We start from the raw sequence: 25,702 nt of genomic DNA, 5'->3' as shown, positions 1-25,702 counted from the left end.
CATCGCTTCGCATCGAAAAGGCGCGTCATGATCCCGACTGGCGTAAAATGGCGGGACGGGTTATGCAAATCCCGATCAACGCCCTGCGGAGCCGATATGGAAATCCAGCGAATCGCAACCACCCCGATCGAGGGCATGAAGCCCGGCACGAGCGGGCTGCGCAAGAAGGTGACCGAGTTCGCCAAAGGGCACTACCTCGCGAACTTCGTGCAATCGGTGTTCAACGCGGTCCGGCCTCCCGAAGGCTTCGGCGGCGTGACGCTGGTGGTGGGTGGCGACGGACGCTTCTACAACGCGCAAGCGATCCAGACCGTCATCCGTATCGCTGCCGCCAACGGCTTCGGGCGCCTGCTGGTTGGCGCGGGCGGTATCCTGTCCACCCCCGCTGCCTCGTGCGTCATCCGCAAGCACAAGGCGTTCGGCGGGCTGATCCTGTCGGCCAGCCATAATCCGGGTGGGCCGGACGGCGACTTCGGCATCAAGTTCAACGCCGCGAATGGTGGCCCAGCGCCGGAAAAGATCACCGACGCGATCTATGCCGCGACACTGTCGATCGATGAAATCCTCACGCTCGACACGCCCGACATCGACCTCGACCGTATCGGCAGCCATCGGCTGGGCGATACCAGGGTCGAGGTGATCGATCCCGTCGCGGACTACGTGGAGCTCATGCGCGAGCTGTTCGACTTTCCGGCACTCCGGGCGGCATTCGCATCGGGCCTGACGCTTGCGTTCGATGCCATGCACGCCGTCACCGGCCCCTATGCCCACGCCATCTTCGAGCGTGAGCTTGGTGCGGCCCCTGGCACCGTGCGCAACGGCACCCCGCGCCCCGATTTCGGCGGCCATCACCCGGACCCGAATCTCGTGCACGCCAAGGAACTGCTCGACCTGATGATGAGCCCCGACGCGCCCGATCTCGGCGCAGCTTCGGATGGCGACGGCGACCGCAACCTTATCATCGGGCGCGGCATTTTCATCTCGCCTTCGGATTCGCTCGCGATTCTCGCGGCAAATGCGCATCTCGCCCCGGCCTATAGCAACGGCATCGCCGGTGTCGCCCGCTCCATGCCAACGAGCGGTGCGGTGGATCGCGTCGCGGAAAAGCTCGGCGTGGCCTGCTACGAGACGCCCACCGGCTGGAAGTTCTTCGGCAATCTGCTGGACGCCGGGCGCATCACGATCTGCGGCGAAGAAAGCGCAGGCACCGGCAGCAACCATGTGCGCGAGAAGGACGGCATCTGGGCGGTTCTTCTGTGGCTGAGCATTCTTGCCGTGCGTGGCCAGAGCGTGGCCGAAATCGCGAAGGATCATTGGGCAACCTACGGGCGCAACTATTACACACGCCACGACTATGAGGGGCTCGATACGCCCGCCGCGCAGGGGTTGATGAGCGGGCTTGAGGCACGCCTGGGGAGCCTCGCGGGGACTACGGTGCACGGTCGTCGCGTCGTCAAGGCGGACAATTTCAGCTACACAGATCCGGTGGACGGCAGCGTTTCCGGGAATCAGGGGCTGCGCGTCTTCTTCGAAGGCGGCGCCCGGATTGTCTTTCGCTTGTCGGGGACGGGCACGACAGGGTCGACGCTCCGCGTATACATCGAGCGCTATGAGGCCGATCCGGCCCGTCTGGCGCTGGATACACAGGAGGCGCTCGCCGACCTCATCGCGACAGCCGATGAACTGGCGGATTTGCGCGAACGCACCGGCCGCGCTCGGCCGGATGTCATCACCTGAGGCCGTTCCGAGCCTCCAGCAGCATCAACGAACTCAGAGCCATGTCCTCGCGGTCGCCAAGGTTGGCGACCGCCTCCATGACGTGCGAGTGCTTGCCGTCCCCGACATCACCAAAAAGCACGTGCGGATCGCGACGCTTGCGGGCGCCTGATCGCCGGTAGATGTCGCTTACCCCAGCGAGACCGCGCTCGATGGCACGCCGGGGCTCAAATATACGCGGTCGCTTTCACGCCATGGCTTGTCGCTGGTGACCGCCGTTTCAGCGGCCGGACGGACGTTTATTTCGCGCGCCAGCAGGTTCTGGAGCGGCTGCAGGCGCGAAAGGGCCATGCGCCTCGTCGAGCCGAAGCCCGGCTCTATTTCGACGCGACGCTTCCGGCGTTCGACCTGCTTCCGGTGCTTTGCGCGCGGTTCGGCAAGGCTTTCGGCGACAGCGAACAGCTGGCGCGAGATGCGGGCAGCAGGTGGCGCAGGCCCGTGGTGGAGATCGCGTTTCGACCTGAACCCCCGATCCGCGCGCGGCGAGGGTTAATCGTCCAGGTCCTGATGCCGCCGGGGCGCGGCGCAGATCGAAGGGTTTCCTGGCGCTGTATACCCGTGCGTGATCCAGATCAACACGAGCGACTCTCCCGTCCGTCATCCACAAAAATATACCGGATGGTGCACAATGGGCTACCCTTTACTCGCCAACATCTGTAAGAGGCGTCAAGAACCCGATGACAAAAACTGGCGCGTACAAAATAGATATACTTTCGCGCCAACAGCAGAAGCCTGGGACTCATGGTAGACAGCAACGAAATCGAACTGACCTCATTCACGGCAGATGTGGTGGCGGCCTATGTCGCGAACAACGTGATCAGCGCCGACAAGCTTCCGGACTTTATTGGTTCGGTGTATGCGGCGCTCAGCAAAGCCGCGACGCAGGCCGTGGAACCGGTGAAGCCGGAATTGACGCCCGCTGTCCCGGTCAAGAAATCCGTGACGCAGGATTTCATCATCTGCCTTGAAGACGGCAAGAAGTTCAAATCGCTCAAACGGCATCTCAAGACTCATTACGATCTCTCGCCTGAAGAGTATCGCGAGAAATGGGGCCTGCCGCACGATTATCCCATGGTGGCGCCGGCGTATGCGGCAGCGCGCTCGAACCTCGCCAAAAGCATGGGCCTCGGCCAGCGCAACGCGGCTAAGCCCGCAAGCCCCGTTCAGTCGGCTCCTGCGACCGCACCGAAAACAGCCGCCAAGGGCCGGGGCAGGCGTCCCAAAAACGCGGCGTAATCGTGTTGAGGACTGAGGCCCCGCCGAGGGCCTCAAGACTCCCTTCCGGTCCGCTCACGTAGGAGCTTGGACCCGAAGGGTGAAACCGCTTCGCGGTATTTGCGCCGGCAAGCGGCCACTCAGAACAGGCTTGGCGCAGGTGCCCGCCAAGGCGATAGGCTTCGGCCACGCTCGCGTCATAAAGCTGAGGCTCGCTTGCCTGCATGGCAAGTTGCAGAGCGTGCGAGGAGCGTCCGTCCTCGTGGAAAGTAAAAGTCGCGGCCGGGTTCGTTTCCTGGCTTCTCGTTTTCGGCGTGTTCGTTGCTGCGGCATCCTTCGCGAGGCAAGCGTCGGCTGCGGCCGACGGTGCCGTGATCCGTACCATAAACGTGGTCGGCACAAGCAGGATCGAGCCTGAAACCGTCCTGCATTACCTGTCTTTCAAGCCCGGCGACCGCTACGACCCGGCCAAGGCCGACGACAGCGTGAAGGCGCTGTTCCAGACGGGCCAGTTCCGCGATGCATCGCTCGCCATGCAGGGCGGTGCGCTCATCGTGAAGGTTGCCGAAAATCCGCTCGTGGCCCGCGTTGCCTTCGAGGGCGCGAAGGACGTCACGTCCGACACGCTGGCGAAGGAGGTGCAACTCAAGGCGGGCGGCACCTTCTCGAAAGCGCGCGCCGAAGTCGATGTCCAGAGCGTTCTTACCGCCTATCGCAGGCAGGGCTATTACGCGGCGCAGGTCGAGGCCAAGACCATCGACCGCGAGCGCGACCGCGTAGACGTGGTGTTCGAAATCAACGAGGGGCCGCAGATCAAGGTCGTCGGCATCAACTTCATCGGCAACGCGTCGATCTCCGACGCGGAACTTCGAAAAGAGATCACCACGACCGAGTCAGGGCTTCTCGATTTCCTTCGCAATTCCTCCGTCTACGATCCCGACCGCCTCAATCTCGACCGTGAGCTTCTGCGCCGTTTCTACGTGAAGAGCGGCTTCGCCGACATGCGCGTGCTTTCCGCCACCGCCGACATGGATGCCGAGAAGCAGGGCTTCTTCCTTACCTTCACGCTCGAAGAGGGCGCGCGCTACACCTTCGGCAGTCTCGACGTGGAGGCGACCGCGCATGGCCTCGACGCGAAGGCGCTCGCCGCCGCCATCAAGGGCAAGCCGGGCGACATCTACAACGCCGAACTCGTCGACAAATCGGTGGAGGCGCTGACGAAAGCCGCAGCCGAGGCCGGCGCGCCGTTCGCACAGGTGCGCCCGCGCATCGACCGCGATCCCCTACGGCGCACCATTTCCGTGGCCTTCGTCGTGGAAGACGGCCCGCGCGTCTATATCGAGCGCGTCGAGATCAGCGGCAACACCGCCACGAAGGACGAGGTCATTCGCCGCGAGTTCCGCGTGGCGGAGGGCGACGCCTATAACAAGCTCATGGTCGAGCAGGGCCGTCAGCGCGTGATGCGCACGGGCTTCTTCAAGGATGTGAAGGTCGAGAGGCAGCCGGGCAGCGCGCCCGACCGCGTGGACATCGCGCTGAAGGTGACGGAGGCCGAGACGGGCAATCTCGGTTTCGCGCTGGGCTATTCCTCGAACGACGGCATCATCGGCGAGGTGGAGTATACCGAGCGCAATCTCATGGGCACGGGGCAGTATCTTCAGGTGAAGCTGTCGGGCAGCCTTTCGGGCAACGGCGCGTTCAACGTGAGCTGGACCGAGCCGCGCTTTCTCGACCGCAACATGTCGTTCGGCCTCGATGCTTTCGCGAAGTCGGCGGACTACACCGAAAGCGCGGGCTACACGGTCGCAGGCTACAAGGATTTCCGCGTCGGCGGCACCACGCGCTTCGGCTTTCCGATCACCGAGGAGTTTTCCACCGGGATCAACTACACGCTGATGATGGACCGCGTGTATGGCGTGGACGACGACGCCTCGCTCGCCGTGAAAGAGATCAAGGGCACGTCGGTCATCTCGTCCATCGGCTACAACATGATCTATGACACGCGCGACAGCAAGAAGAAGCCCACGCGCGGCTTCTATTTCAAGGGCGTGCAGGATCTCGCGGGCGCGGGCGGCGACGTGAACTACATCCGCTCCACCAGCGAGGCGCGCGCCTATTATCCCATCTCGCAGGAGATCGTGCTCGCGGGCCGCGCGCAGGCGGGCAACATCACCGGCTGGGGCGGGCAGAGCGTGCGCGTGGTCGATGCGTTCTACAAGGGCAGCGAAACCATCGCGGGCTTCAAGAGCTTCGGCCCGCGCGACGCGACGACGGGTTACGCGCTCGGCGGCACGCAGTTCTATTCGGCGACGGCGGAACTGCGTTTCCCGATCCCGTTCCTGCCGACCGACCTCGGCCTGTCCGGCGCGGTGTTCGCGAGCGCGGGCACGATGTTCGGCACCGACGCCGCCAGTTTCGCGAAGGCGTATGCGGCGGCGAACGGCACGTCGAACACGCTCGTCACCACGAATTCGTCGAAGCTGCGCGCCTCCACCGGCTTCAGCCTTATCTGGGATTCGCCGCTCGGGCCCTTGCGCGCCGACGTGGCGAGCGTGCTGTCGAAGGCCAACGGCGACAAGACGCAGACCTTCGGCTTCGGCTACGCGGGCTGGTGAGGGGGCTATGCCTAGAATAGCGGCCTGAGTGCCATTTCGCTTCCGAGAAGCAAAAGGCAAACCAGGAACCCGCGGCGGAACGTCCGGGAGCTAATCCTGTAACGCACGATCTGGCCCGTCCACATACCAGCGAGCGCGGGCACGACAGCGAGTGCCGACAGGCCGATGTCATTCAGCTGAAATGCGCCACGCACAGCGAGACCCGCCGCCAGCGCAAGGGTGGAAACCGTGAAGGACAATCCGAGCGCCTGAACGAGATGGTCTTTTCCTAGGCCGAGCGCTTGCAGATAAGGCACGGCCGGGATGACAAACACGCCGGTTCCGCCAGTGACAATGCCTGTCGTCCCGCCGATCACGGGCGACAGCCAAGGTTCGATGCGTCGCGGAACATTGAACTGGCGGGCCAGAAGCGTGTACGCCGAATATATAACCAGCGCGACGCCAAGGAGGGAACTCGTAAGATGCGTGTCCCCGCTTGCGATCCATGATGAGCCGATCGCGGTCCCTGCGACGATCGCCAACATCATCGGCCAAAGTCTCCAAGCGAGTTCCCCGATACCGGGCCCGGCCAGAAGCTGCCAGACATTGGTAATGAATGAGGGGACGATCAACAGGCTTGCCGCAGCCAGCGGTGAGACGAGGGAACCGAGTACGCCCATCGCCACGGTAGGCAAACCCATCCCGGTGATGCCTTTAACGACACCAGCCACAAAAAACGTCGCAAGGATTGCAGCGAGGGAGTGTTTATCGAACATGGCGTCGGTTTAACTCTCCGAAGGAAAACGGCAATGCGGATTTGCCGATGGCTGACTTCGGCTGGCCCGAAGTCTGATCGTGGGATATGCTTGATGGATGCGGTTCGACCTGACCGATCTTCGCCTGTTTCTCGCTGTGGTGGATGCCGGCAGCATAACGCATGGCGCGGCGAACGCCGGCCTCTCTCTCCCGGCGGCAAGCGAGCGACTGCGCGATATGGAAGCGGCAGGCGAGGTAACGCTGCTAACGCGGGGCCGACGAGGCGTAACGCCAACGGAAGCCGGTGAAGCGCTCACCCACCACGCGCGTACGATCCTGCACCAGATGGCTCAGATGCGGGGCGAACTCGGCCAATACGCGCAAGGGCTGCGCGCCACCGTTCGTGTTTTCGCCAACACGGCGGCCATTACCGAGTTTCTGCCCCGGCTGCTGGCGCAGTGGATGGGCGCACATCCTCAGGCCGATGTTGAGTTGAAGGAGCGACAGAGCAGCGAAATTGCCCGAAGTGTCGCGGCGGGCTTTGCCGAAATCGGCATTCTCTCGCGAGCGGTCGAAACCGGCGATCTCGTTTTGCGGCCGTTTGCGATCGACCGGCTCGTGGTGGTGGCCGCCCGGGGGCACGCCCTTGCCAAGGGGCGGCCAGTCTGTTTCGCCGATCTGCTCGCCCACCGCTTCATCCGCCTTGCTGACGGCGCCTTGCAGGATCATATCGACGCTCATGCGATGAGGCTCGGAACGACACTCAAGAGCCGTGTGGCGCTCCGCAGCTTCGATGGCATCTGCCGCATGGCTGGCGAAGGTGTGGGGATAGGCATCGTCCCCGAGTCAGCCGCGCGTCGATACAGGCTTTCTGCGAAGATTTCCATCATTCGCCTTCAGGACGAATGGGCCACGCGCAGACTTTCGGTATGTGCGCGCCGCGAGTGCGATCTGACACCGCCCGCTCGAAGTCTCTTTGAGCATCTGACGGCAGGCATTTAACGCCATAACGGGCATCATTCGCCTTTCGGAACGAGCCCTTTCTACGGTGTGACACCAAGCGTTGCCAACCTATCGCGAAGCTTGCGGCGCGCGGCCCTGAAGGCGCAGGCGCGACGCGGTGTCCGCTATCAAGAACTTTCTATCCGCCGGGTGGTTGACAGGCGGCCACGGGCGGGCGACTTAAGACGTGCTGACCGATGCATGCGGGAGAGACCAGCCCAGGCTGGCGCCGAAGGAGCAACCGCCCCGGAAACTCTCAGGCAAAAAGGACCGCGCGCAGACAGCACTCTGGAAAGCAGCCGCCCGCCAAGGCGGCTCACCGATGGGGTAAAGACCGGCCTTCCGCCTCGCGGCCGTGCCGGTGAAATCTCTCAGGTTCCGTGACAGAGGGGGCTCATGACCGCGCAAGCGGAGCCTCGAATACACGGAGACGCCAGCCATGAGCGCTGCCCCCGCCGCCACAGACCACGAAGCCGCGCCGCCGCTGCGCCAGACGCCGCTTGCCGCGCTCCACCGCGAGCTTGGCGCGAAGCTTGTGCCGTTCGCGGGTTACGAGATGCCCGTTTCCTATGCAACCGGCATCGTGAAGGAGCATACGCATGTGCGCCAGCGCGCGGGCTTCTTCGACGTGTCGCATATGGGGCAGGCGCGGATTACGGGGGCGGACTTTGAAACCGTTGCCGCCGCGTTCGAGCGGCTCGTCCCCGGCGACATCGCGGGGCTGAAGCGCGGCCAGATCCGCTACACACAACTTCTCAACGACGAAGGCGGCATCATCGACGATCTGATGGCGACGCGCGAGGCGGACGGCACCGGCCTGTTCCTCGTCGTGAACGCTTCTCGCAAGGAGGTCGATTTCGCGCACATCGCCGCTCATCTGCCGCCGACCGTGACGCTCGCGCCGCTGGCGGACCGCGCGCTCGTCGCGCTGCAAGGCCCGGACGCCGCGCGCGTGCTTGCGCGGCAACTGCCGGAAGCGGCCAGCCTTGCATTCATGACGGCGGGTGCGCTCGATTGGCGCGGCGCGGCTGTGTTCGTCTCGCGATCCGGCTATACGGGCGAGGACGGTTTTGAAATCTCCGTGCCCGCCGATGCCGCCGAAGCCTTCGCGCGCAGCCTTCTCGCTCACCCCGAAGTCGAGGCCATCGGCCTCGGCGCGCGCGATACGCTGCGCCTCGAAGCGGGGCTTCCGCTTTACGGGCAAGACATGGACGAGACGACATCGCCCGTGGAAGCTGCGCTCGATTTCTCCATCGGCAAGCGGCGTCGGCGCGATGGCGGTTTCATCGGCGCGGAACGCGTTCAGCGCGAACTGGCCGATGGTCCGGCGCGTGTCCGCGTCGGGCTTCGCCTCGAAGGCCGCTCCGCCGCACGCACGCATATGAAGATCGCAAGCGAAACGGGCGAGGCCCTCGGCGAGATCACCAGCGGCGCCTACACGCCGACCGCCGCCGCGTCCGTCGCTTTCGGCTATGTGCCGCCGCGCTCAAGCGCCCCCGGCACGCCGGTTGCTGTCGAAATCCGGGGAGCGTTCCAGCCCGCGCGCGTCGCGAGCCTGCCCTTCGTGCCGCATCGTTACGTCCGCAAAGCATAAAAACCCAAAGGTCAGAAGCCATGACGCTCATCAGATACACGGAAGACCACGAATATATCAGCGTCGAGGACGGCGTCGGCACGGTCGGAATTACGGACTACGCGCAAGGCAAGCTCGGCGACGTGACCTTCGTCGAACTGCCGAAGCTCGGCGAGAAGGTGAAGCAGGGCCAGCCCATCGCGGTGGTCGAGTCGGTCAAGGCCGCGAGCGACATCTACTCACCCGTGAGCGGCGAGGTGGTCGAAATCAACGAAGCGCTTAACGACAAGCCGGAACTCATCAATCAGGAGCCCGAGACGGGCGCGTGGATCTACAGGCTTGCGCTTTCCAACGCGGGCGAACTCGACAAGCTCATGGACCGGGATGCTTATCTCGCCTATGCGAGCGCGGAGGGCTGATGCGCTATCTTCCCCACACGGACGCGGATCGCCGCGCCATGCTCGCCGCCACAGGCGTAGCCGACATCGACGCGCTTTTTGCTGCCGTGCCCGAAGGCGCGCTCCAGCGCGACCTGCCTGATCTGCCCCGCGCGCAAAGCGAACTCGCGGTTGAACGCGTGCTGTCGCGGCTTGCCGCCCGCAACGTGCCCGCATCGTCGGTGCCGTTCTTCGCGGGCGCGGGCGCCTACCACCATCATGTGCCGGCGACGGTTGATCACATTATCCAGCGCTCGGAGTTCATGACGGCCTACACACCGTACCAGCCGGAAATCGCGCAGGGCACGCTGCAATATCTGTTCGAGTTTCAAAGCCAGGTCGCCGCGCTGACGGGCATGGAAGTGGCGAATGCCTCCATGTATGACGGCTCGACTGCGGCGGGCGAGGCCGTGCTGATGGCGCATCGCGTGACGCGGCGCGGCAAGGCGGTGGTCGCGGGCGGGGTGCACCCGCATTACCGCGCGGTGATCGAGACGGTTTCGCGCCTTGGCGGGTTCGAGGTCGATGTGCGGGCGGTGGATCCCGCAACGAGCTTCGAGGCGGACGCCGACAAGGACACATCCTGCATCGTCGTGCAAATGCCCGACGCCTTCGGCCGCGTGGCCGACGTTTCCGCTCTCGCGGAAAAGGCTCATGAGGCGGGCGCTCTGCTCGTCGTCGTGGTGACGGAGGCGGTGTCGTTCGGCGCGCTGAAATCGCCGGGCGCGATGGGCGCCGATATCGTGGTGGCTGAAGGCCAGAGCATCGGCAACGGCCTCAATTTCGGTGGCCCCTATCTCGGCCTGTTCGCTGCGCGCAAGAAATTCGTGCGCCAGATGCCGGGGCGGCTTTGCGGCGAGACGGTGGACCACGACGGGCGGCGCGGCTTCGTGCTGACGCTGTCGACGCGCGAGCAGCATATCCGCCGCGAGAAGGCGACGAGCAATATCTGCACGAACTCGGGGCTTTGCGCGCTCGCATTCACGGCGCATCTGACGCTGCTCGGCGAAGCGGGCTTGCGGAAGCTCGCGCGCATCAACCACGCGAACGCGGTGGCCTTGGCGAAGGCGCTCGAAAGCGTGGACGATGTGGACGTGATGACGCCCGCATTCTTCAACGAGTTCACCATCCGCACGCCGAAACCCGGCGCGGCGGTGGTCGATGCGCTGGCCGACCGCGGAATCATCGGCGGCGTGCCCGCATCGCGGCTTTGGCCGGACGCGCCGACGCTCGCGAATGCCATCGTCGTCGCGGCGACGGAAACGACAACTCCTGACGACATCGCCGCCTTCCGGGCCGCGCTCGAAGAGGTGCTCCATGGTTGAGATGCCGAAAGTGATCCTTCCCGCCGTCGAGGCGGCAGCCGCGCCCGCGCCGACCTTCACCGGCAATCGCGCGCTTCAGATCGAGGAGCCGCTGATCTTCGAGATCGGCTCGACGGAAACCACCGGAGTCGATTTCGAGGAGGTGGCGGAAACGGAGACGCGGCTCGGCGGCCTTGAGCGAGACGACGCCATCGGGCTGCCGGGGCTCTCCGAGCCGGAGACGATGCGTCATTACGTGCGCCTCAGTCAGAAGAATTACTCCATCGACACCGGCATATTTCCGCTCGGCTCCTGCACCATGAAGCACAATCCGCGCCTCAACGAGAAGATGGCGCGGCTGCCGGGTTTTGCGGACATCCACCCGCTTCAGCCGGAGAAGACCGTGCAGGGCGCGCTCGCGCTGATGACGGAGCTGTCGCGCTGGCTGCTCGAACTCACGGGCATGCACGCGGTGTCGCTGTCGCCCAAGGCGGGCGCGCATGGCGAATTCTGCGGCATGGCGGCGATCAAGGCGGCGCTCGAAGCGCGCGGCGAGGCAGACGCGCGCCGCGTCGTGCTGGTGCCCGTCTCGGCCCACGGCACGAACCCGGCGACGGCGGCGCATTTGGGCTTCACCGTTCGCGCGGTCGAGGCGGGGCCGGACGGCACCGTGAGCGTGGACGCGGTGCGCGCGGCGCTCGGGCCGGACGTCGCCGCGATGATGCTGACGAACCCCAACACCTGCGGGCTGTTCGAGCCGCATATCCGCGAGATCGCCGACGCGCTGCACGAGGCGGGCGCGTATCTCTATTGCGACGGCGCGAATTTCAACGCGATCGCGGGCAAGGTGCGCCCCGGCGACCTCGGCGCGGACGCGATGCATATCAACCTGCACAAGACGTTCTCGACGCCGCATGGCGGGGGTGGGCCGGGTGCCGGGCCGGTGGTTCTGTCGGAAGCGCTTGCAGCTTACGCGCCTGTGCCGTTCTTGCGCCGCGATGGCGATGCGTTTCGTCTCGTGGAACACGAAGCCGATGCGCCGGACGGGGCCGCACCGTTCGGCCGTCTCGCAGCCTTTCATGGCCAGATGGGCATGTTTGTGCGCGCGCTCGCCTACATGATGAGCCACGGCGCCGACGGCATCCGGCAGGCGTCCGAAGATGCGGTGCTGAACGCGAATTACGTGCGCGCGCGCCTCGCCGACGTGCTGACGCTGCCGTTCCCGAAGGGCGCGATGCATGAGGTCTTGTTCGACGACGGCTTCCTGAAAGGCACGGGCGTCTCGACGCTCGACTTCGCGAAGGCGCTGATCGACGAGGGCTTTCACCCGATGACGGTATATTTCCCGCTCGTCGTTTCCGGCGCCATGCTGATCGAGCCGACCGAGTCCGAATCGAAGCAGAGCCTCGATCAGTTCATCGAAGCGGTGCGAAGCCTCGCGCTCGCAGCGAAGGCCGGAGATGCCGCGCGCTTCACGCAGGCGCCGCGCTTCGCGCCGCGCTCGCGCCTCGACGAAACCCGCGCCGCCCGCGAGTTAGTGTTAACTTTTGTTGAGAAGATGTCGAGCTAGGCTGGTATATTTCGTAATATGCAGAAGTTTCTTGCAATATTTGAAGGAACTGTAAAGCTAGATTAGCAGAAAAATCCCCAACGCAAGAGAGCCTTGTCATGCTCATTCCTGATATCTGGCGCGGCGAGTTCGAAAGTGGAGACGCTTGGCGATCTGCTGGTACAGAGATTTCAGTTTTCTCAGTCGCCACGGCAGCAATCGATGACGCTATGATGAGCTCTCGGCATCCATTCACATTTTCGGCGTGGTGCGCGTCTTGCCGTGAGCTACGCCTGATGCGCGCGACGTGGGACTTTGGCAGCTTAGGTTCTGGATCAGTGTCACCAGCATGGACCGAAATTAACGCCTGCTGTTGTTGCGGTCTTAATAGCCGAATGCGCGCCGTTGTTGCCTATCTGGATCGCTTAGGTCTGCGTGCCGATGCTGCGATCTATACTGCCGAGCAAGTTACGCCAGCCTATGCGGCGTTACTAAAGCGCTACAAAAATCTGATTGGAAGCGAGTATCTCGGTTCCGACAAAGCACCAGGCGAGACCGTTATGCGCGATGGAAACAAGTTGCGACATGAAGATATGACGCACTTGTCGTTTCCAGATCGTATGTTCGACGCCATTGTCACAATGGATGTATTCGAACATATCCCAGACTACTGCGCGGCCTTCAGAGAGTGCAACCGAACGCTACGGACTGGGGGAGGACTCGTTTTCAGTATTCCCTTTTTCCCACACCAAGATAAGACGCATGTACGCGCGGTTATCGAGAATGGGACGGTCCATCATATTGAGCCGCCAGAATACCACGGGAATCCTTTAGGCGATGGCTCATTGTGTTTCCAGCATTTCGGGTGGGATATTTTTGACTCTTTACGGCGAGCCGGTTTCAAAAAAGCAACCGCGCACCTTTATTGGGGGCCATGGCAGGGCCACTTCGGAACGCCGTTCTTTGTGTTCCACGCTGAAAAAGTCTAACGCTACATTAGAGCATTTCCTTGCTTCACCGAATCGGGAGGGGATTCCGTTTTTGTGCATTATGCTGGCCGGGCGGAGGCCGGCATCGATGACACGCCCCCATTCTAGCGATCTTCGTGAGCGCGTTGTTGCGGCGGTTCTGCGCAGCGCAAGCTGCCGGGAGGCTGCGGCCCGTTTCGATGTCGCGGTTTCCAGAAGCTGATGCAGCGCTCTAGGCTGTTACAAAACGCCTTCTGTGCTTACTCCGCAGCTAGCTTCGTATAGCCGAGATGCGCGTTGAGCTTGCCGAGCAGGTCCGCCGAGGCCTCCACGATGTTCGTGCCGGGGCCGAAGATCGCCACCGCGCCCGCCTTGTAGAGCGCTTCGTAATCATCCGGCGGGATGACACCGCCAGCGACGATGAGGATGTCGGGCCGGCCCTGCGCCTCAAGTTCGCGCTTCAATTCCGGCACGAGCGTAAGATGGCCCGCCGCCAGCGACGACACGCCGACGATGTGCACGTCGTTTTCCACCGCCTGCCGCGCAACTTCGGCGGGCGTCGCGAACAGCGCGCCGATGTCCACGTCGAAGCCGAGATCCGCGAAGGCGGACGCGATCACCTTCTGGCCGCGGTCGTGGCCGTCCTGGCCGACCTTGGCCACGAGCAGACGCGGGCGGCGCCCGTCTTCCTTTTCGAACGCCTCGCACAAGGCGATGACATGTGGAACCTTGTTTTCCATCGAGCCGACCTCCGCCCGGTAAACCCCCGAGATGGCACGTGTTTCCGCCCGATGGCGACCATAGATCTTTTCGAGGGCATCTGAAATTTCGCCGACGGTCGCTTTCGCGCGGGCGGCGTCGACCGCGAGCGCGAGCAGATTGCCGCCGCCGCTTGCCGCCGCGTTGGTGAGCGCTTCGAGCGCCGACGCGACAGCCGCACCGTCGCGCTCGCCACGCAGACGCTCCAGCTTCTCGATCTGGGCTGCGCGCACCGCCGAATTGTCGACCTTCAGCACCTCGATGGGCGCTTCGTTCAACGGCTGATATCTGTTCACGCCGACGATGACCTGCTTGCCGCTGTCGATGCGGGCCTGCGTGCGTGCGGCGGCTTCCTCGATACGAAGCTTCGGAACGCCCGCGTCGATGGCCTTCGCCATGCCGCCGAGACGCTCGACTTCCTCGATATGCTCCCACGCCTTCTTCGCAAGCTCATAGGTGAGCCGCTCGACGTAATAGCTGCCGCCCCACGGGTCGATGGTGCGGGTCGTGCCGGTTTCATATTCGATGAAAAGCTGCGTGTTGCGCGCGATGCGGGCCGAGAAATCGGTCGGCAGCGCGAGCGCTTCGTCGAGCGCGTTCGTGTGGAGCGACTGCGTGCCGCCATGCGTCGCCGCGAAGGCTTCCACGCAGGTGCGCGTCACGTTGTTGAAGACGTCCTGCGCGGTGAGCGACCAGCCGCTCGTCTGACAGTGCGCGCGAAGGCTCATGGACTTCGGCGACTTTGCGCCCTCGGCCTTCATGAGCCGCGCCCAGAGCGCGCGACCCGCGCGCATCTTGGCCACTTCCATGAAGTAGTTCATGCCGATGGCCCAGAAGAACGACAGGCGCGGCGCGAAGGCGTCGATGTCGAGCCCGGCGGCCTTGCCCGCGCGCGCATATTCCACGCCGTCTGCCAGCGTGTAGGCGAGTTCGAGGTCCGCGGTCGCGCCCGCTTCCTGCATGTGATAGCCGGAAATCGAGATCGAGTTGAACTTCGGCATGTTCGCGCTCGTATAGGCGAAGATGTCCGAGATGATGCGCATCGAGGGCAGGGGCGGATAGATATAGGTGTTCCGCACCATGAATTCCTTGAGGATGTCGTTCTGGATCGTGCCGGAGAGCTGCGCGGGTTTCACGCCTTGCTCCTCGCCCGCCACGATGAACAGCGCGAGGATCGGAAGTACCGCGCCGTTCATGGTCATGGACACGCTCATTTCCGACAGCGGTATGCCATCGAACAGCGTGCGCATGTCGTAGATCGAATCGATGGCCACGCCCGCCATGCCGACGTCGCCGCGCACGCGCGGGTGATCGCTGTCATAGCCGCGATGGGTGGCGAGGTCGAAGGCGATGGAAAGGCCTTTCTGACCCGCCGCGAGATTGCGGCGGTAGAAGGCGTTCGAGTCCTCGGCGGTCGAGAAGCCCGCATATTGGCGAACGGTCCAGGGCTGCTGGACGTACATCGTGGGGTAAGGCCCGCGAAGGAATGGCGCGAGCCCCGGATAGGTATTCAGGAAGTCGAGGCCTTCGATGTCGGCGGGGCCGTAGGCGGGCTTGAGGCGGATGCCCTCCGGCGTCTCGGCGGCCTCGCCGAAGGGGGCGCCCGCAAGGCTCGGCGTCTGCCACTCGATCTTCGAGAAATCCGGCAACGGAGAATTCGTCATCGTTCGCTTCCAGTGTCGCGCCCGGCCAACGCCGCTGCGGGTCGATCACCCCAGCGCGCTTTGACCGATGCATTGAGTTCGGCTCCTCGGCACGTCTTTTGACCGAAGGCAGTCCGATTGAAATCTGTTACCGAAGCGTCGTGCTCTTCAGAAAAGCGCGACGCTTCATCGCCATCAAGCTTCGTCGAATGCACCGAAGTTTTCATCCTCCGCCTCAAGACCGGCGGCTTCCGCCAGTTCCTCGACACGCAGGATGCGCTGCGCTTCTTCCAGGATGGCCAGCGCGTTGCAGCCTTCATAGACGAGGCGGTCGACGGCCGTCCGGTCATGCGGATCGAGCGTCGAGAGCAAGGCCGCCGGGCCGGCGAGATAGACGTGGCTCGCACCCGCACGCTTCAGCGCGGCGGCTGCTCCCTTCAACTCGGCATAGGTCGCGTTGGACGAGCACAAACAGGCGATCGGCGCCGGACTCTGCTTGAACGCAGCCGCGAGTTTTTCGACATCGGTGAAGCCTTCCTCGGGCACGATGGTCTCGATACCGCCCGCAGCGAAGAAGCTCTGGACCCAGAGCGACCGCGCGCGGTAGTCCGGCGGCGAGCCGAGAAGCGCGAGGAACAGGGGCGGTCTGGAGCCGATGCTGGCGAGGGCGAAGTCGGCGCGCTGGCGCAGCACTTCGAAAGGTTCTGCGTCGCGCCGGGCGACGTCGAGCGGGCCGGTCGCGATCAGATCGCGGACGACGCGTGAAGCGGAGCGCAGTTCCGGCAACGGCACGCCGCGCGCGGCCGCCTCAACAAGCGCCGCAAAGCGTTCGCCCGTGCCGGGGGCGGGAAGCGCGAAATCGACGGTGGGATGCGCTTCTTCCGCGATGATGGGGGCAGGTTCTTCGAAGGCGATCTTCTCGTTGAGGTTCGGGAAGACCGAAACGCCGGTTATCTTTTCCTTGCGTTGAGCGATGGCGCGGTCGCGCTTGTCGGCGGTTTCTTGCAGGCGAGCCGAAACGAAGCCGCTTTCGAGCGCCTTGAGCAGGCCGCCCCTGGCTTCAACCTCGCGGAAGAGCGCCCAGGCCGACGCCGCGAGGTTTTCGGTGAGCGTTTCGACATAGGACGAACCGGCGGCAGGATCGGCGACGGCGGATAGCCACGCTTCGCTCTGGAGCACAAGCCCCGTATTGCGCGCGATGCGCCGTGAAAGGGGCGTGGGCTCGGTCGCGGCCTCGTCGAACGGGTGAACCTCGATGGCGCTCGCTCCGCCGATGGCCGCGCCGAAAACGCTCGCGGTCGAGCGCAGCATGTTTACGTGCGGATCATAGACGGAGAGGATACGGGGCGGAGTCTTCGCGTAGAGAAGAATATGCTCGTTTGGCGCCACGCCTGCCGCTTCATGGGCGCGGGCCCAGAGAAGGCGGATAGCGCGGAAGGCTGCAATCGTGAGGAACAGGTCGGCGGAGGCGGACAGCTTGAAGCCGATGGCGCGCGAGGCGTCCTCGCGCGAAAGCCCGGCAGCTTCGAGAGCGCGCCAATAGGCCACTGCGGCGGCGAGCGTGAAGCCGAGTTCGTCCACGACGGAACCGCCCGCGCCGTTCCAGGCCCGGCTTGACGCAAGGAACGGCGTTACGTTCGGGAAGCGTTCGCGAATGGCAAGCGCCGCGTCGACCGTATCGGCGAGTGCGGCTTTCCGGTCGGCAGGAACCTCGCCCGCAACGGCGAAAGCGGTGATCGGGTCGAATCCGGTGGTGCCGACAATTGTCTTGTCCGCTTTCGCGAGAAGAAACGCGGCATCGGCGGGGGTGCTGCCGCCCGCGAGAAAAATCGGCACGCCCGCATCGAGCACGGCCCCAAGCTCGGCGGCCTTGCGAATTGCGGGACCGTTGGCGAGATCCAGGCTCAGCGCCGTCGCGCCGTTCGCAAGATCGTCGGCCAGTTGCCGCTCTGCGTCGGCAAGCGATGCCCCCGCGAGAGGCTGCACGATGAGCCAGCCACGCTGGCCGTGACGCGCGGGCGACGTGGCTGCGCCGGTATAGAGCGGCGACGTCGCGAAGCCTTCATAAAGCTGGTTTTCGAGCACGCGGAAAGGCGCGCCCTTCAGCGCCTTTTCCACAATGGCGCGCCAGTCCGCTTCGGAGGCTGGCGGAAATTCTTTGGCGAGTGCGAAATGTTCCATGGCGGCGCATGATAGTGATGCGGCCCTTGTCAGTCCACAGCCGCGGGATCGTTTTTTTGCCTTTTTCGGGGGCGCGGCACCGCGCCTTAAGGCCGCGCTCGCGGCGATTCATTCACGAAGAAGGGAAGACGCAGGAATTGCGAAACAAGGCGGCTATTCGGTGCCGCGGCGGCAGCATGGCTGCCTCCAAAATGCGCATTCGTGTAAGCTCGCTTCCACGCTGTTGTTGAATCGTCGCCCGCTTCCTTTATAACGCGACGAAACCCGAGCGCCAGAAGTATGCCCAAACGCACAGATATAGACTCCATCCTCATCATTGGGGCTGGCCCGATTGTTATCGGCCAGGCCTGTGAATTCGACTATTCCGGCACGCAAGCCTGCAAGGCGCTGCGTCAGGAGGGATATCGAATCATCCTCGTGAATTCGAACCCCGCCACGATCATGACCGACCCCGATCTGGCGCACGCCACCTATATCGAGCCGATCACGCCCGACATGGTGACGAAGGTGATCGAGCGCGAACGCCGCGAACATCCGGACGAACGAATGGCTCTGCTGCCCACCATGGGCGGCCAGACCGCGCTCAATACCGCGCTGAAGCTCGCGCGTGACGGCGTGCTCGACCGCTTCGGCGTCGAGTTGATCGGCGCGAACGCCGACGCCATCGACAAGGCCGAGGATCGTCAGCTTTTCCGCGAGGCGATGAAAAAGATCGGCCTCGCGACGCCGAAATCGCGGCTTGCGCAAACGCTCCAGGAGGCCATCGAGGCGCTCGAACACGTTCCGCTGCCCGCGATCATCCGCCCGTCCTTCACGCTCGGCGGCACCGGCGGCGGCATTGCGTACAACCGCGAGGAATATCTTCACATCTGCGAGCGCGGCCTCGAAGCGTCGCCGACGACGCAGATCCTGATCGAGGAATCCGTCCTTGGATGGAAAGAGTATGAGATGGAGGTTGTCCGCGACAAGAAGGACAACTGCATCATCATCTGTTCCATCGAGAACGTGGACCCGATGGGCGTGCATACGGGCGATTCGATCACGGTCGCGCCCGCGCTGACGCTGACCGACCGCGAATATCAGGTCATGCGCAACGCCTCCATCGCGGTGTTGCGCGAGATCGGCGTCGAGACCGGCGGCTCCAACGTGCAGTTCGCGGTCAACCCGCAGGACGGCAAGCTCGTCGTCATCGAGATGAATCCGCGCGTGTCGCGATCGTCGGCGCTCGCGTCGAAGGCGACGGGCTTCCCCATCGCGAAGGTGGCGGCGAAGCTCGCCGTTGGCTACACGCTCGACGAACTCGACAACGATATCACCAAGGGCGCGACACCGGCTTCCTTCGAGCCGACCATCGATTACGTCGTCACGAAGATTCCGCGCTTCGCCTTCGAGAAGTTCCCAGGCGCTCCGACGACGCTCACCACGGCGATGAAATCGGTCGGCGAGGCGATGGCCATCGGCCGCACCTTCCATGAAAGCCTGCAAAAGGCGCTCCGCTCCATGGAAACGGGGCTCACCGGCCTCGACGATTACGTGCTCGAAGGGCTCGGCAAGGGCGACGACAAGAACGTCATCCGCGAGGCACTCGGCACGCCGTCGCCGGACCGGCTCCTCAAGGTCGCGCAGGCACTCCGCCTTGGCGTCGATCACGAGCAGATCCACACGATGTGCCGGATCGATCCGTGGTTCATCGAACGGCTCCAGGAAATCGTCGACGTCGAAACAAAGATCCGCGAGCATGGCTTGCCCGGCACGGAACGCGCGTTCCGCGAATTGAAGGCAATGGGCTTTTCCGATGCCCGCCTTGCGTCGCTCGCCGGTCTGACGGAAGCCGAGGTCGTGGAGAAGCGCCGCGCGCTGAAGGTGTTCCCCGTCTACAAGCGAATCGACACCTGCGCGGCGGAATTCCCCTCGCCGACGCCTTACATGTATTCGACCTACGAGAGCCCGATTGCCGGGCACGCAAGCTGCGAGGCCGCGCCGTCCGCGCGCGAGAAGATCGTCATCCTCGGCAGCGGCCCGAACCGCATCGGTCAGGGCATCGAGTTCGACTATTGTTGCTGTCACGCGGCTTTCTCGCTGTCGAAGGCGGGCTACGAGACGATCATGGTCAACTGCAACCCGGAGACCGTCTCGACCGACTACGACACGTCGGACCGCCTCTATTTCGAACCGCTGACACCGGAAGACGTGCTTGCGATCATCGAAAGGGAAGCGTCGAACGGCAAGCTCAAGGGCGTGATCGTGCAGTTCGGCGGCCAGACGCCGCTGAAGCTCGCGCAGACGCTCGCCGACAAGGGCGTGCCGATCCTTGGCACATCGCCCGACGCCATCGACCTCGCCGAGGACCGCGACCGCTTCAAGGCGCTCGTGGAGAAGCTCAATCTGCGCCAGCCGCAAAACGGCATCGCCTACTCCATCGAGCAGGCTCTCGCCGCGAGCGAGGAAATCGGTTTCCCCATCGTGGTGCGGCCTTCCTACGTGCTGGGCGGCCGGGCCATGGCGATCATTCCGCATCAGGCCGCGCTGAAGGACTATTTCGACACGACACTCGCCGCCTTCGTTCCGCCGGACGTGCACCATCGTTTCGCGGGCAACCGCCACGCGGAAGTGAATGCCGTGCTTGCGAAAAACGCGCTCCTGCTCGATTCCTATGTGCGCGATGCGACCGAGGTCGATGTCGATGCCATTTCAGATGGCACGGACGTCTTCATCGCGGGCGTGATGGAGCATATCGAGGAAGCGGGCGTGCATTCGGGCGACAGCGCCTGTTCGCTGCCGCCGCATTCGCTCTGCGAAGAGACGCTGCGGGAGCTTGAGCGCCAGACGGCCGACATCGCCCGAGCGCTGAACGTCGTGGGGCTGATGAACATCCAGTATGCGGTGAAGGACGGCGACGTCTACGTGCTGGAGGTGAACCCGCGCGCGAGCCGCACCGTGCCCTTCGTGGCGAAGGTGATCGGTTATCCGGTCGCGGCCATCGCCGCCCGCGTCATGGCGGGTGAGAAACTCGCGGACATGAACCTCAAGCATCGCGCAAACGTGCAGCATGTGGGCGTGAAGGAAGCCGTGTTCCCGTTCGAGCGCTTCCCGGAGATCGATCCGGTGCTTGGGCCGGAAATGCGCTCCACCGGCGAGGTCATGGGCATCGACAAGACCTATGCGGTCGCCTTCGCCAAGGCGCAGCTCGCGAGCGGCAGCCGCTTGCCGACAGCCGGAACGCTGTTCGTGTCGGTGAAGGAATCCGACAAGGACCGCATCGTTCAACCTGTCCGCGACCTCGTGGACATGGGATTCAAGGTGCTCGCCACTCGCGGCACGGCGCGTCACCTCGAAGCGAACGGCATCCCTTGCACGCGCATCAACAAGGTGCTCGAAGGGCGGCCGAATATCGTCGACGCCATGAAGAACCGCGAGGTCGATCTCGTCTTCAACACGACGGAGGGGGCGAAGGCGCTTGCCGACAGTTCCACGATCCGCCGTACCGCGTTGATGTACAAGATTCCTTATTACACGACGATCGCGGGCGCGCTCGCGGTCACAAAATCAGTTGCGGCAATGCGCGCGGGCATCCTTGAAGTTCAGCCTCTGCAGAAATATATCGCCTAAACTGTGTGTGCCGGTTCCGGAGGGCGGTCCGGCATGCATTGCTTTTTGTCGAATTCCACTTTCAGATGGATGAACGGTTCCGGGGGGAGTTTCTCCGGACCTGGGGAGAATTGGGGATGAGCGAAAAAGTGCCGATGACTGCCCAGGGGCATGCAGCGCTTGAGGCTGAGCTTAAATATCTGAGAAGCGTCGAGCGTCAGCGGATCATCAAGGCCATCGCCGAGGCGCGGTCACACGGCGACCTGTCGGAAAATGCGGAATATCATGCCGCGAAGGAAGCGCAGGGCATGAACGAGGCCAAGGTGGCGGACCTCGAAGACAAGCTCAGCCGCGCGGAAGTGATCGACATCTCCAAGCTTTCCGGCGAGACGGTGAAGTTTGGCGCGACGGTGACGCTCGTCGACGAGGACACCGAGGAAGAGGTGAAGTATCAGATCGTCGGCGATCTCGAAGCCGATGTCCGGAACGGAAAGGTTTCCATCGGTTCTCCGATCGCGCGCGCGCTCATCGGCAAGAAAGCTGGCGATTCCGTCGAGGTGAACACGCCGCGTGGCGCGAAGTCTTACGAGATCCTGAAAGTCGCGTTCCTCGGCTAAGGCGAGAAAACTTCATTCCGTAAGCTCCTGTAGCAAAGCCGCCTGCCAGGCGGCTTTTTTTTGCATCGGCCTGATCGCGTCGTGCACTCGCGGATCAGGTGCGCTCGCGCGCTCCGGCACGCGATCTGAACATATTGCCTCCCTATTTTACTCCAGAAGGTCCGGTAGGGTATTCCCGGGACACGCAGGCACAATTCAGGGGGAGAATAACATGAGACTTTTAAAGGCCGCCCGCGCCGGGCTGATTGCGTTCATCGCGTTTGTTGGCCTGTCGTCGGCGAGCTACGCCGATAGCGGAACGGTGACGCTGACCATCTACAAGGCCGGTTGGGTCATCGGTGGCTCCGGGGGCAGCGGCTCACTCGTCTTTCAGGGGCGGCGCTATGCGCTCTCGACCGGAGGACTGGATTACGGCCTCGTCTTCGGAGGTTCGAAGACCGTGCTGCGGGGAAGGGTGAGCAACATCTGGTCGCCGAGGGATGTCGAGGGCGTCTATGGTGCCGCTGGCGCGGGACTTGCGGTGGGGCGGGGTGCCCGCGCTATCGTGCTGACCAATCAGAAGGGCGCGGTGCTGGAACTCACGGGCAGCCAGGTCGGGCTGCTGGCCAACCTCGATCTGAGCGGCCTCGCGATTTCACTGGACCGGCATAGGTGATGGGCGGCTGTGAGCTGACTGCCCGACTGGTAATCCTGCGTCTTCGGTCACTTGCCTCGGACATCGGCGAAGCGGGCCAGCTCAGCTTCCAGGATGCGCCACGCGCAGCAGCAAAGGGCTTTCGGTAGCACCCCAACTTCGCAGGCAACTCTCAGTTCGTCGCCTGCGAACCAGGGGGAAGCTGACTTCCGCTCTTCCTTCTCGACGATCACCGGCTCGGCCAACGCGTCCGTTTCAGGGAAATCGGTGGTCCGGCTTCGGCAGGGCCACCGGCGCCAATCCGGATGAAGCCAGGGGTGGCTTTGGGCAGGCCAGCCGTAACGCGGGCGCGCTCTTGCTGTCTGCCCGGCCAGGCTGAACCACGTAGCGCTTGTTGCAAACGCTGACCTGAGGCGGGATGCGGCTTTCCTCGAAAAGGTCGTAAGCCGGTTTCAGGTCGCGCCAGAAATCCGCCCACGGATGCCAGTCGAACGCGGCGAGACGCTCGTCTGTCATGCGGAACGGAAAGGCATGCACGCCGACCCTTTCCTGTCCGGCGTCGAGCGCGGCGGTGACGAGCAGCCAAAGCTCATCGATGAAAGCGTCCGTCATGGCATAGCAGCCGACGGAGGCGCAGGCGCCATGCACCATGAGGTGCGAGCCGGTCCGGCTGTAAGCCCGGTCGAACAGGTTCGGGTAACCGATGTTGAAGGCGCGATGATAGCGGCTGTTCGGATTGAGCTGGCCCTTGCCGATCGTATAGAAGCCTTCCGGCGTCTGCGCATCGCCTTCAGCGAGTTTCGGTCCGAGCTGGCCCGACCAGGCGCAAATCGGATAGGTCGCGAACAGCGCGAAGCCGTCCACGCCCTTTATCCAGAGTTCTGCTTCGAGATCGGCCTTGAAGATGCGAAGGAACACCGGATCGCCCCTCTTCATGCCTTTCTCGCGCAGCCGCTTGTCGACATCGGCGGGATCGGCGGTTTTGGCGGCGGAGACGCCCTTGAAGAAATTGCGATAGCCGTTCGGCGAAAAGCTTTCGGATTGAAGATCGATGGTCCGCCGAACGTGTCCCCCGTCCAAGTCCCATATCTTGAGCATCTTGTCCGGGCTTCCCGAAATGGCGAGGCTTCCGTCGACAGACAACGCAACCGATGCGACCGCGTCCGCATGCCCTTCGAACGTCCTGACCAATGCGCCTGTCTGCGCATCCCATAGTTTCAGCGTCCGGTCGGCGCCTCCGGAAAGGATGCGGCCACCATTCGCGAATGCAAGCGTCGTTGTTTCCGAGGAATGCCCCTCGAAGGTCCTGAGAAGGTGGCCGCTTCCGATGTCCCAGAGCTTGAGCGTCTTGTCCTTGCTTGCGGACACGGCCTGCAACCCGTCCGGTGAGACCGCGAGCGAAGTCACGGCATCGCCATGACCTTCAAAAGTGCTTTCCGGCTGCCCCGTTTCAAGGTTCCAGAGTTTAAGCGTCTTGTCCGCGCTGGCCGACAACGCCCGGCCGCCATCGGGGGCGAAGACGACCGCCGTCACGTCGCTGGAATGGCCTTCGAGGGTTTGGGCAAGCTGGCCGGTTTCCATATCCCAAAGCTTGAGCGTCTTGTCCTTGCTGGCCGAGAGAACCCGCCGCCCGTCGGGGGCGATGGCGACCGAAAGCACATCGCTCGCGTGCCCCTCCATGGTGGTGACGAGTTCCCCCGTCCTGACAGCGAACAGCCGCAGTGTGGCGTCGGAGCCTGCCGCGAGAATGAACTGCCCGTCAGGAGAGAACGCCAACGCGTAAATCCGTATGGCCTGAGCATCCAGAGTTCTCAGCAAGAGGCCGGTCGGCACGTCCCAGAGCCTGACGAGGTTGTCCTGGCCGCCGGTGACGGCCTGCCTGCCATTCGGCGAGATCGCGACTACGTTGATCGCTTTCGAATATCCAAGAAAGAGCGCAAGGGTCGGATCGATCGCGGCGCTGGCCCGCTCGGAGATCGGAACGGCAAGACCAAGCAGCAAAAGGGCGATGCGCAGCGGTCCTCTCAGGCAAGGCGCCATGTCTTTCCCCTTGTTGCGGGCCGACTGACGCGGCGCGACGCAGTTGAAAGCATCGGGCGCTGTAAGGGCCCTCGTCGCCCCTGTCATCGGGTCACTTGTGCGACAAAGTCAACTGCTGAGATAGGCCCTTGCTGGAAGCGTTGCCTCGAACGTTCGAGAAGATCGCCAACACTTGGCCGACCCGCTGTTTTCATCCAGCGTCGGCGTCAAGGAGGACGGCTGGTCCTCGCCGACTGGGCTGCTCATCGGGCGCTCTGAAAAGGGGCGGCGATGCAGATGCGAGCCACGCCTGCCCCCGGCGGAGACGGCTCGGTGCCACAGACCTTTGCGAACGCCGCGCCCTTCGCCGCAATATCCTGAGCGCTGCGAGAACAGCGCATATAGGCCGATGCCTTTGCGGGAAGACTGACGCGACGGCGCGATGTCATTTCGGCGGCGAGGCCGGATGTCGGCAATGCCGCCTCTTAGCGTGTCTCCCCAATTGACCTAGTACCGCCAGTCCCATCGGGCGCGCGTCGCGCCTCCGGCCGTCAGCGTACCGACCGTCTTCGGCAGGAGTTCCGACAACGCTTCAGCGGTTGCGTCGGCCGACAGACCGACTTTCGCCCCGAGCTTCTGCAACGTTTCAAACCCGAGGGCGCGGTGGATCTGACCGGCGGAAATCGGCTGTTTCTCGTCCTTGCCGACCCACGACCGGACGATGGGGCCGAGCCCTTCTTTCTCGAATTTGCTGATCAGGCCGCTGACGCCGCCCTGCTCCTGAATAAAGCCCTTCACTATGCTCTCGGCGGGATTATCTGAATGGCCCATGTTGAACACTCCCTCGCATTTTAATGAAACACCAATCAGCTATATTTATTAATCCATCGCAAGCGCCAGTTTGCCACGGGGCGGCAACTCCGTTGAGTTGCGGCACACCACTTGCGTGTGCGAGCGTCATCTACGCCCACCGGCATAACACGTGCGTGCGGGAGCGTCTCGCTACGCAGTCTCGTCACCGTCGAGCCCTATCGCAACGAGCGACGCAAACCCGCCATATCCGCTGTTGCATCGATCAGGCGCGATC

At 63.6% G+C, this 25,702-nt stretch carries 19 protein-coding genes, 1 pseudogene and 1 riboswitch; of the genes and pseudogenes, 13 read left to right on the top strand and 7 right to left on the bottom strand.

What is annotated here, in order from left to right:
* Positions 1-96: 96 nt before the first annotated feature.
* Positions 97-1,737, top strand: coding sequence for an alpha-D-glucose phosphate-specific phosphoglucomutase (locus tag QM659_RS03065; protein ID WP_415187333.1), 1,641 nt, complete (start codon positions 97-99; stop codon positions 1,735-1,737).
* On the opposite strand, the gene QM659_RS03060 is transcribed toward QM659_RS03065, so the two are convergent.
* Together QM659_RS03060 and QM659_RS03055 are read right to left on the bottom strand one after the other, a co-directional pair.
* Positions 1,730-1,858, bottom strand: a complete 129-nt coding sequence (locus QM659_RS03060) for a hypothetical protein (protein ID WP_415187332.1) — start codon at positions 1,856-1,858, stop codon at positions 1,730-1,732. The two genes, QM659_RS03065 and QM659_RS03060, sit on opposite strands and share 8 nt — an antisense overlap.
* 47 nt (positions 1,859-1,905) lie before the next feature.
* Entirely contained in the window at positions 1,906-2,067 is a 162-nt protein-coding gene (locus QM659_RS03055) for a hypothetical protein (RefSeq protein ID WP_415187331.1), read from the bottom strand.
* 450 nt (positions 2,068-2,517) lie between these two features.
* On the opposite strand from QM659_RS03055, the gene QM659_RS03050 reads away from it, so the two are divergent.
* Complete coding sequence (locus QM659_RS03050; RefSeq protein WP_303481885.1) at positions 2,518-3,012, top strand: MucR family transcriptional regulator; 495 nt, start codon at positions 2,518-2,520, stop codon at positions 3,010-3,012.
* Positions 3,013-3,215: 203 nt separating this feature from the next.
* On the top strand, positions 3,216-5,606 hold the full coding sequence (bamA, locus tag QM659_RS03045; protein ID WP_415187330.1) for an outer membrane protein assembly factor BamA: 2,391 nt from the start codon (positions 3,216-3,218) through the stop codon (positions 5,604-5,606).
* Between the two features lie 11 nt (positions 5,607-5,617).
* On the opposite strand, the gene QM659_RS03040 is transcribed toward bamA, so the two are convergent.
* A complete protein-coding gene (locus QM659_RS03040; RefSeq protein WP_415187329.1) occupies positions 5,618-6,361 on the bottom strand; it encodes a sulfite exporter TauE/SafE family protein in 744 nt (247 codons plus the stop codon).
* Between the two features lie 97 nt (positions 6,362-6,458).
* On the opposite strand from QM659_RS03040, the gene QM659_RS03035 reads away from it, so the two are divergent.
* From QM659_RS03035 to QM659_RS03005, 7 genes and pseudogenes are all read left to right on the top strand, one after another.
* Positions 6,459-7,343, top strand: a complete 885-nt coding sequence (locus QM659_RS03035) for a LysR family transcriptional regulator (protein ID WP_415187328.1) — start codon at positions 6,459-6,461, stop codon at positions 7,341-7,343.
* Positions 7,344-7,537: 194 nt separating this feature from the next.
* A riboswitch (glycine riboswitch) is annotated at positions 7,538-7,626 on the top strand.
* Between the two features lie 156 nt (positions 7,627-7,782).
* Positions 7,783-8,937, top strand: a complete 1,155-nt coding sequence (gcvT, locus tag QM659_RS03030; protein WP_415187327.1) for a glycine cleavage system aminomethyltransferase GcvT — start codon at positions 7,783-7,785, stop codon at positions 8,935-8,937.
* A 20-nt stretch (positions 8,938-8,957) separates the two neighbouring features.
* Positions 8,958-9,335 carry a glycine cleavage system protein GcvH gene (gene gcvH, locus QM659_RS03025; protein ID WP_303481874.1) on the top strand — a complete coding sequence of 126 codons (378 nt, stop codon included), beginning with the start codon at positions 8,958-8,960 and terminating at the stop codon, positions 9,333-9,335.
* Complete coding sequence (gcvPA, locus tag QM659_RS03020) at positions 9,335-10,678, top strand: aminomethyl-transferring glycine dehydrogenase subunit GcvPA (RefSeq protein WP_415187326.1); 1,344 nt, start codon at positions 9,335-9,337, stop codon at positions 10,676-10,678. Before gcvH ends, gcvPA begins: the two co-directional genes overlap by 1 nt.
* Positions 10,671-12,227 (top strand): aminomethyl-transferring glycine dehydrogenase subunit GcvPB, encoded by a 1,557-nt coding sequence (gene gcvPB, locus QM659_RS03015; protein WP_415187325.1) that lies wholly within the window; start codon positions 10,671-10,673, stop codon positions 12,225-12,227. The genes gcvPA and gcvPB overlap by 8 nt, the downstream gene beginning before the upstream one ends.
* 98 nt (positions 12,228-12,325) lie before the next feature.
* Positions 12,326-13,195, top strand: a complete 870-nt coding sequence (locus QM659_RS03010) for a class I SAM-dependent methyltransferase (protein ID WP_415187324.1) — start codon at positions 12,326-12,328, stop codon at positions 13,193-13,195.
* Between the two features lie 88 nt (positions 13,196-13,283).
* A pseudogene (locus QM659_RS03005) lies at positions 13,284-13,388 on the top strand (IS630 family transposase); the annotation flags it as partial.
* Between the two features lie 46 nt (positions 13,389-13,434).
* Here QM659_RS03005 and scpA read toward each other — a convergent pair.
* Both scpA and QM659_RS02995 read right to left on the bottom strand, forming a co-directional pair.
* The gene (gene scpA, locus QM659_RS03000; protein WP_415187323.1) at positions 13,435-15,597 is read right to left on the bottom strand and encodes a methylmalonyl-CoA mutase; all 2,163 of its coding nucleotides are present in this window, start codon (positions 15,595-15,597) and stop codon (positions 13,435-13,437) included.
* Positions 15,598-15,771: 174 nt separating this feature from the next.
* Complete coding sequence (locus QM659_RS02995) at positions 15,772-17,757, bottom strand: methylmalonyl-CoA mutase family protein (protein WP_415187322.1); 1,986 nt, start codon at positions 17,755-17,757, stop codon at positions 15,772-15,774.
* Positions 17,758-18,036: 279 nt separating this feature from the next.
* Between QM659_RS02995 and carB the strand changes: the two genes are divergently transcribed.
* The 3 genes from carB to QM659_RS02980 all read left to right on the top strand — a co-directional run bounded on the left by carB (position 18,037) and on the right by QM659_RS02980 (position 22,617).
* The gene (carB, locus tag QM659_RS02990; RefSeq protein WP_415187321.1) at positions 18,037-21,366 is read left to right on the top strand and encodes a carbamoyl-phosphate synthase large subunit; all 3,330 of its coding nucleotides are present in this window, start codon (positions 18,037-18,039) and stop codon (positions 21,364-21,366) included.
* A gap of 116 nt (positions 21,367-21,482) precedes the next feature.
* Positions 21,483-21,962, top strand: coding sequence for a transcription elongation factor GreA (greA, locus tag QM659_RS02985; protein WP_127076537.1), 480 nt, complete (start codon positions 21,483-21,485; stop codon positions 21,960-21,962).
* A gap of 211 nt (positions 21,963-22,173) precedes the next feature.
* Positions 22,174-22,617, top strand: a complete 444-nt coding sequence (locus QM659_RS02980) for a hypothetical protein (protein ID WP_127076536.1) — start codon at positions 22,174-22,176, stop codon at positions 22,615-22,617.
* Between the two features lie 234 nt (positions 22,618-22,851).
* Here the strand turns inward: QM659_RS02980 and QM659_RS02975 are convergent, their stop codons facing one another.
* Positions 22,852-24,636 carry a L,D-transpeptidase family protein gene (locus QM659_RS02975; protein WP_415187320.1) on the bottom strand — a complete coding sequence of 595 codons (1,785 nt, stop codon included), beginning with the start codon at positions 24,634-24,636 and terminating at the stop codon, positions 22,852-22,854.
* Between the two features lie 486 nt (positions 24,637-25,122).
* Entirely contained in the window at positions 25,123-25,446 is a 324-nt protein-coding gene (locus QM659_RS02970; protein ID WP_415187319.1) for a YidB family protein, read from the bottom strand.
* Positions 25,447-25,702: the final 256 nt, after the last annotated feature.

Origin of the sequence: Rhodomicrobium sp., from assembly GCF_047605405.1 — a bacterium.
Lineage (GTDB): Bacteria > Pseudomonadota > Alphaproteobacteria > Rhizobiales > Rhodomicrobiaceae > Rhodomicrobium > Rhodomicrobium lacus.
Note: the sequence above shows the minus strand (reverse complement) of the source record. Positions and strands in the feature narration are given on the sequence as shown.